The following is a 7644-nucleotide window of genomic DNA, read 5'->3' as shown; positions in this document are numbered from 1 at the left end:
GATGCTGTTTCCTATACTTGTTCTCTTTACCTGTTACTTTCGTGGATACAGGGTGAGCCATGGCAGGTACCCAGTACGGATACTGCCAGTCCATATCTGAGAGCAAAACCTGGAACCGAATTCCGGGCTGTTGTTACAGGCGCTCTTCCGCCCGCTGATATCCAACAACAAGGCCAAATTAACGCTAAACCGTCAACAACTATACCCAAGCCACTACCTGAAAAACAAGGTGTAACGAAGACAGAACCTCTTAAAAAGTCACCCAGGCTGGCACCAGAACGGGTGAAACCGATCAGATAGAGAAAACATTACGGGGTCAGGTTTTGAATTATAAGTTTTTATTTCTTTAACGATGAACTGTTACATAATCATTAGGCAAATTATTAAGTCGGAAGATATTTTGTGTAAAAGCTTTTTGTCTTTTTGGTCTATCTCGTCTCTCTGGTTTTTTTGGTCACAACAAGAGAAAAAAAGACTGAATAGGCTAAATAGACGGAACAGACTGGATAGACGATAGACGATATACGATATACGGTTTTATAACAAGTTTACTCAACCCTTACCGTAACTTCATCCCCTTTCCATACCTTCTTTTCTTCCCTGAAGCTCCCCCTGTAATATGCAAATTCAAGATAACCGGCGCTGCCGATGAGGCAGGTCACTTCTTTTTCGTAGTAGCTCTTATCGATAGATTCAAAAGATGTCTTCCCTATGGTTATCCTGAATTTTTTTCCTTTTATGAATGTGTTGAGTGTACTCGCATGGATATTTGTAATGGCATTCCCGAACCGATCAAACCTCACTACCTCGCCGTAAATCACATCAGTTTCTATTTTTGGAAAAATATCCGTGAGACACACCGGGTCTGTAACTACTTCCCCAAAGGCCGAAAGGTGAAACCCCAATGAGAGATGTGCAGCTACTGGGGCAAATACATCCCTGCCATGGAATGTAGTGCTTATAGTTCTCATCATAAATTTTTTATTCTCTATCAAATATATTTCTGTATCCTCGTCAATAACCAGGGTGAAGATGCCATTATCAGGTCCGATAAAAAAGTGCCCGTCCTTGCTGAAAACTATCGGCCTTCTTTCACTCCCCACAGTAGGATCAACGATAGCGACGTGAATGGTACCTTTTTCGAAGTACGTGTAGTACTCTTTTATGAGAAAAGCACCCTCCCTTATATCCTGTGCTTCTACCTCATGAGAAATATCCACTATGGTGACATCAGGGTTGATGGAAAGGATAACCCCCTTCATAATGCCTGCATGGGGGTCTTTCAAACCAAAGTCTGTGAGAAGTGTGATGATTTTCAATGTTCTTGAGAAAAAAGCATTTTTATAAATTTTCTAAACGGTTTAGCCACAATACCTTTCTCTGTAATAATGAAGGATATGTATTTAGCCGGTGTAATATCAAAGGAATAATACCGTGCCTTGATATCTTTGAGGGTTAAAAGGTTTCCGCGTAAGTATTTTACCTCCCTGCCATCCCTCTCTTCTATCTCGATGGAGGCCCCGTTCTTTATGCTTTTATCAAATGTTGATACAGGGGCTGCCACATAAAAGGGGATGCGGTGTTGATAAGCATTGAGGGCTATCATATACGTACCTATTTTATTTGCCACATCACCGTTCAATGCAATCCTGTCAGCACCTACAATGACCTTATCTACAACCTTATTGTAGCAGAGGAGTCCCACATGGTTGTCAGGCACAAGTTCAACCTCTATCCCCTCCTCGTGTAGTTCAAAGGCAGTGAGCCTTGCCCCCTGCATATAAGGTCTTGTCTCTGTTGCGATAACCTTTATCTTCTTGCCGGATTCATGAGCTGCCCTTATCACACCGAGGGCTGTTCCATATCCCCCTGTCGCAAGGGCACCTGCATTGCAATGGGTGAGCACTGTGTCTCCGTCATCTATCAATTCAGCACCATACAGAGAAAGCATCCTGTTGTTCTCTATGTCATCAACATGGATGGAGATTGCCTCATCCAGCATAAGGTCAAGTATATCAGAATTTTTCTTATACCGGTGAAATGCATCCTTCATCCTGCTTAATGCCCAAAAAAGGTTTACTGCCGTAGGTCTCGTTTTTCCCAGCTTTTCACAAATCATGTTTATGTCTTGGTCTTTCACACTCCCATTGGATGACAGGGTTTCTTGTATACCCAATACTACTCCATAGGCAGCGACAATGCCTATTAAGGGTGCGCCCCTGATAATCATACCCTTTATCGCATGAATAACATCCTGCAAACCTTTACAATTTACATATGTCTTTTTAAAGGGCAGTGCCCTCTGGTCGAGGAGATATAGCGAACTATCTTTCCAGTATATATGGTCAATCATAACAATCATAATGAAATCTCAATAAAATAGTATTCAACATCCACTATCATAACAGTATATCGTCGTTCGTATGCCGTATATCGTGTTCTGACAGGCGGGACGCCTCTCCTACTATATATGAAATGCGATATGCTATATACTGTGTATGAATTCATCATTCCGCAATCCGCAATCGCAAATCGGCATTACCCCTTCAGCCTCTTCAAAAGTAGTTCATTTAATAGTTTTGGATTTGCCTTCCCTTTTGTTTCTTTCATAACCTGTCCCACAAAAAATCCCAGTAGTTTCTCTTTCCCCCCCTTGAATTCTTCAACCTCTTGAGGGAAGCAAGAGATTACCTTATCTATGGTCGAGATTATCTCAGACTCATCTGAAATCTGGATTAACCCTTTTTCTTGAACCAGACGTTTTGGAGATACCCCACTTTTATATAGCTCCGGAAAGATCTCCTTTCCTATCTTTGTGCTGATCGTTCCATCCTTTATAAGTGATAATAACTCTGCAAGATGGGCTGGAGGCAGGGGTGAATCCTTTGGTGATACATTACCACCCTTTAATTCCCTTAAGAGTTCGGTCATGATCCAGTTACTCACAGTCTTTGGCTCAGGAAATAGCCCTACTGCCTCTTCAAAGTATTGGGCAAGTTCCTTATCTGATACCAATATCTCCACATCATACCTTGGGAGGTTATACTTATCGATAAATCTTTCCATCTTTTTCATTGGTAATTCAGGCAGGTTTTCCCTGATCTCTTTTATCCATTTTTCATCAACTGTGAGGGGAAGAAGGTCAGGTTCCGGAAAATACCTGTAATCATTTGCCTCTTCCTTACTCCTCATGGAATATGTAATCCCTTCATCAACGTTAAAAAGCCTTGTTTCCTGAACTATTTCACCGCCATTTTTGATGACCTCTATTTGCCTTATTATCTCGTAATCGAGCGATTTTTCAATATGCCTGAAAGAGTTCAGATTCTTAAGCTCTGTCCTCGTGCCAAGCTCGCTTGTCCCCTTCTTTCTCACAGACACATTTGCATCACATCTGAAACTCCCTTCTTCCATATTGCCATCGCAGATTTCGAGATATATGAGTACGTCCCGTAGCATCTTTAAATAGAGGGTTGCCTCTTCGGGTGTCCCGATATCAGGCTCACTCACAATCTCAAGCAGCGGCACGCTCGATCTGTTGTAATCTACAAGGCTATATGAGCTTGCTTCAATAGTGCTTTCATGAACGAGCTTCCCGGCGTCTTCTTCCATGTGCACCCTTTTTATCCTGATTCTCTTTTTTCCTCCATTGATAAAGATATCAAGATAGCCATCAGTACATAAAGGTTCTTCGTATTGCGAAATCTGGTAGCCCTTTGGAAGGTCAGGATAGTAGTAGTTTTTTCGTGCAAAGATACTTTTTTTATTGATAGTACAGTGGAGTGCGAGGCCGAGTTTGATGGCATAATCTACAACCTTCTTATTAAGGACAGGCAAGGCGCCAGGTAGTCCCATGCAGGTAGGGCAGGTGTGGCTATTTGGTTCTGCGCCGAATTTTGTTGAGCACCCACAGAAGATTTTGCTGTCCGTCAATAGATGGGCATGAACCTCAAGCCCCATTACACCTTCATAATCGCCATAATCCACAATACACCCCTTAAATGGTCCATCCCTGCCTGTAGCAGACAGGAGTTTCTATTTGAATTGTTGAGAATATACAACAGATTCATGTATGTTTTCAAAAAAATTGTGAAAAGATTCGAATAGATTGTGTTTTTACGGTGATTCCATTATTAAACTAAGAGAAATTTGAAGGAGGGCAGATACTATGGATCAGAGCGTTATTAGTATAATGAAGGAAAAGGGGAAGCAGGTTAAAAATATGACAAGGGTGATTGTTGCGATTGTTGTTGTATTGATTGTATTTTTCATTGTTAATCCTTTTATTATGGTTGGGCCCGGGGAGAGGGGTGTGGTGCTTAATTTTGGGGCTGTGCAGTCGGATGTTTTCAGTGAAGGGCTTCATTTAAGAATCCCGGGAGTCCAAAAGGTTGTGAAACTCGATGTGAGGGTTCAGAAATCTCAGACAGGGGCAGAGTCAGTATCCAAGGATTTACAGGACACCCATTCAACGATAGCCGTGAATTATCATATCCTTCCAGAGAAAGCCAATTGGGTTTATCAAAACCTTGGCAGGGAATATAAAGATTAGGATCAGCGGCCCTGCTGTACAGGAGGTTGTAAAGGCAATAACGGCCAAATATACTGCGGTGGAGCTTATAACACAGAGGGAAAAGGTAAGGACTGAAATTAAGGAACTCCTGAGGTAAAGGCTCGTGGGATATAATATTGTTATTGATGATTTCTCTATAGTAAATTTCAAATTCTCCCCGCAGTTTACCCAGGCAATCGAATCGAAACAGACTGCAGAGCAGTTTGCCTTAAAAGCACAGCGCGACCTCGAGCGGATTAAGATCGAGGCAGAGCAAAAGATAACCCAGGCGAAAGCAGAAGCTGAGGCATTAAGACTGCAGAAAGCAAATATAACTATCGAACTTGTAAAGTTGAGACAGATTGAGGCATCAATGAAAGCCGTAGAAAAATGGGATGGCCATCTTCCTAAGGCAACATCCGTCGCTGTGCCGTTTATTGATGTAAAGAGCTTTGAGAAGGAAAAATAAAAAAGTCGGTTAGGATTTTTTTCTTTTATTTAGATTTATCCGGTGAGAATGGCGTAGAGTTTCTTCTCCTATGAACTATGAGCTATATTCTATCAGCCATGAGCTACGAGCTATGAGCCATATTTAAAGCGGTACATCGTCTTCTTCCTCGGTTTCCGGTACAAAATCATCCTCAATCTCCCCCTGTTTGGCTCCCTGGGCTTTCCCCTCATCCCTTCCCATTTGTGGTGCGCCAGCTCCAAGCATCTTCATATCCGTTGCGACAATTTCAAAGCTTCTCCTTTTCACACCATCTCTACCTTCAAACTCACGGGACTGGATTCTCCCTTCAATGTAAACAAGCCTGCCTTTTTTCAGGTACTCTCCTGCGATTTCTCCAAGCCTTCTCCATGCCACTACCCTGTGCCATTCTGTTTTGTCTTGCTTGACGCCGTTTTTATCTTTCCTTTTTTCTGTTGTAGCAACATTAAAAGTGGCAACAGCCACTCCATCAGCAGTATACCTCAACTCCGGGTCTGCTCCGAGCCTTCCAATAATGATTGCTTTATTTAAACTCGACATCTTTTACCCCCCATCACTTTATACTCTGGATTATAGTTAGTAAAACTTATAGTATTAAATTAGAAAAGTCAACACAAGCCGAAACACATAACCCTTAACGGGTAGAGTACAGAATAACATTAACTGTGTAAGAAGACTATCGCCAAAGCCTTTCACAAATGGCATCCTTCAAAATAGAGCACGGAACATTTACAGATAACTTTTTATATTCTTGAGGCAGTAGTGTACAAATATCCCCATGCACCCGCTGACGTCAGATGGTTAATAATTGTAAATGGAAGGTTAAGAAATTAGATTCTCAATGAGAACATGTATTTCTAAGATTATTATACATTGAAAACTTCAACTACTTGAGAGAGTTGATGGCGCGGAGCCTTTCATTGAGACGGAATTGATCGCTCTTTGATAACCCCTTGTTCTCAAGCGCCTTCAGGTAGAGCGCCCTTGCGTCATTCAGTTTCCCCTGTTTTTCATAGATCATACCCAGTAACATGTGGGCGTCGATATATACCGGATGCCTCCTGATCAACTGCTGTAATTCCTGAGAAGCTCCTTTAACGTTTTCACTTTGATTCAAATAAAAGGCATAGGTATATGCGTATTTTGGCTGGTCAGGGCGGAGCTTACTTGCCTTGCGGGACAAGGAGATAGCTTCCTTGAGTCTGTCACGGCTTATCAAAACACTTAAATTAAAGGCGGCTTCGGCAAAGTCAGGATCGGTCTTCAAAGCTGTCCTGAGGTACTTCTCTGCCTGAATTACTTCACCCCGTTCTGCCATGAGCAACCCCAGATTGAAATTTGCAGCAGCGTTGGTCGGATCAAGTTTTAATGCCTGCTTCAATAATTTTTCAGCCATATCTGTCTGTCCGAGATAGGAATATACAAGTGAAATATTTACAAGGGGTAGGATACTGTCAGGTTGGAGTTTTGAGGCTGTGTTATAGGAGCTAAGTGCCTTATTGGGTTCACCTCGCTCAAACAAATAGTTCCCCATGTTGTAGTGAGAAGCCCAGTCATCAGGACGGATTGTTAGAGATGTAAAGAGTTCACCTGATGCAGCTTCCAGCCTTTTCTTATCCTTCGGGCCAAGGAGTTTTACAGAATAGGTAGAAAGAGAAGCTACAGCCCGTATACGAACGAGCCTATAGTCATCAGTTGTTGCCGCAAGAAGGACATTAATTGTCTCGCGGTTAAGGTTTGTGGTCAGTGCAGTGGCTGCAGCCGAACGGACGAGTGGTGATTGTCCTTCTTTTAAAAGACGGCGAAATACAGGCCATTTACTGTTGTCGTTACAGAATGCAAGGAGACGGATCAAAGAGGTGGCATAAATCTCGTCAGGCTCCTTACTTGTTAAATATTTCAGCATCTCAGGCAGTTCCGACCAGTCCCTTTTACGGGCAGCTTCAATAAGACTGGCACGGTGAAGCAAAGGCGCTTGATAGTCACGCTTACGCCATTCGCGAACTTTTTTGTCAGCCCAGGCAGCATCAAAATCTGTATGGCAGATATTACAGGCATTGGGAGATTTGAATGCAATGGTTGCTGCAGGCACAGGTGGTAAGATAGAGTGGTCACTACGCCGCATCCGTGCAAATCCAGTCATTGGCATATGACAGGAAATGCATTTGTTTCCAGGACTGTCTATTTTGTGGTGAGTATGTGCAGAAGAATTCTCTACGTTTTTTTTATGGCAGGGCATACATGCCTGATTGGCTTTTTCTTCAGCTTTAAACCTGTATCTTCCACTTGATGTATGACAATGAATGCAGGAGAGCTGTCCTGACTTCACACAGGGACTCATTCTCCAGAGCGTGTAGGTATAATTTTCGCCCATATCACGGCCATCGGGGTAGAAATCACGGTCTTCAAGGGTGCCGAGGTCAAAATGATCGAAGTAACGGTCACCAGGTTTAAACGTGGTGGTGAGGGGAACCATCTTTGCATGGCATGGTGCACAGGTTGAATTGTGCTGTTCGGGGGTAAAATTTTTGGTGCTTATGATCTTTAAATCCTTTGGAATCTGTCCCTTGGGGGCTTCCCTGCATACCCGGTTGTGTTCTTC

Annotated in this window: 7 protein-coding genes; 2 read left to right on the top strand and 5 right to left on the bottom strand. The window is 42.7% G+C overall.

Going from position 1 to position 7644, the window contains the following annotated elements:
- Positions 1-548: 548 nt before the first annotated feature.
- The 3 genes from NTU69_03505 to gatB all read right to left on the bottom strand — a co-directional run bounded on the left by NTU69_03505 (position 549) and on the right by gatB (position 3987).
- The gene (locus NTU69_03505; protein MCX5802596.1) at positions 549-1319 is read right to left on the bottom strand and encodes an SAM-dependent chlorinase/fluorinase; all 771 of its coding nucleotides are present in this window, start codon (positions 1317-1319) and stop codon (positions 549-551) included.
- Positions 1316-2353, bottom strand: coding sequence for an S-methyl-5-thioribose-1-phosphate isomerase (mtnA, locus tag NTU69_03500; GenBank protein ID MCX5802595.1), 1038 nt, complete (start codon positions 2351-2353; stop codon positions 1316-1318). Before mtnA ends, NTU69_03505 begins: the two co-directional genes overlap by 4 nt.
- A 185-nt stretch (positions 2354-2538) precedes the next feature.
- On the bottom strand, positions 2539-3987 hold the full coding sequence (gene gatB / locus NTU69_03495) for an Asp-tRNA(Asn)/Glu-tRNA(Gln) amidotransferase subunit GatB (GenBank protein ID MCX5802594.1): 1449 nt from the start codon (positions 3985-3987) through the stop codon (positions 2539-2541).
- Between the two features lie 181 nt (positions 3988-4168).
- Between gatB and NTU69_03490 the strand changes: the two genes are divergently transcribed.
- The gene (locus NTU69_03490; protein ID MCX5802593.1) at positions 4169-4552 is read left to right on the top strand and encodes an SPFH domain-containing protein; all 384 of its coding nucleotides are present in this window, start codon (positions 4169-4171) and stop codon (positions 4550-4552) included.
- Positions 4553-4676: 124 nt separating this feature from the next.
- Positions 4677-5021 carry a hypothetical protein gene (locus NTU69_03485; GenBank protein MCX5802592.1) on the top strand — a complete coding sequence of 115 codons (345 nt, stop codon included), beginning with the start codon at positions 4677-4679 and terminating at the stop codon, positions 5019-5021.
- A 123-nt stretch (positions 5022-5144) separates the two neighbouring features.
- Here NTU69_03485 and ssb read toward each other — a convergent pair whose 3' ends face one another.
- Positions 5145-5582, bottom strand: a complete 438-nt coding sequence (gene ssb / locus NTU69_03480) for a single-stranded DNA-binding protein (protein ID MCX5802591.1) — start codon at positions 5580-5582, stop codon at positions 5145-5147.
- Positions 5583-5928: 346 nt separating this feature from the next.
- On the bottom strand, positions 5929-7644 hold a 1716-nt coding region (locus NTU69_03475; GenBank protein MCX5802590.1), incomplete at its 5' end, for a tetratricopeptide repeat protein.

This window comes from Pseudomonadota bacterium (assembly GCA_026388215.1).
GTDB lineage: Bacteria > Desulfobacterota > Syntrophorhabdia > Syntrophorhabdales > Syntrophorhabdaceae > JAPLKF01.
Note: the sequence above shows the minus strand (reverse complement) of the source record. Positions and strands in the feature narration are given on the sequence as shown.

Bases quoted from the DNA above. Each gene is read 5' to 3' on its own strand.
- mtnA (MCX5802595.1), bottom strand. From the start codon at position 2,353: ATGATTGACCATATATACTGGAAAGATAGTTCGCTATATCTCCTCGAC.
- NTU69_03490 (MCX5802593.1), top strand. From the start codon at position 4,169: ATGGATCAGAGCGTTATTAGTATAATGAAGGAAAAGGGGAAGCAGGTT.
- ssb (MCX5802591.1), bottom strand. From the start codon at position 5,582: ATGTCGAGTTTAAATAAAGCAATCATTATTGGAAGGCTCGGAGCAGAC.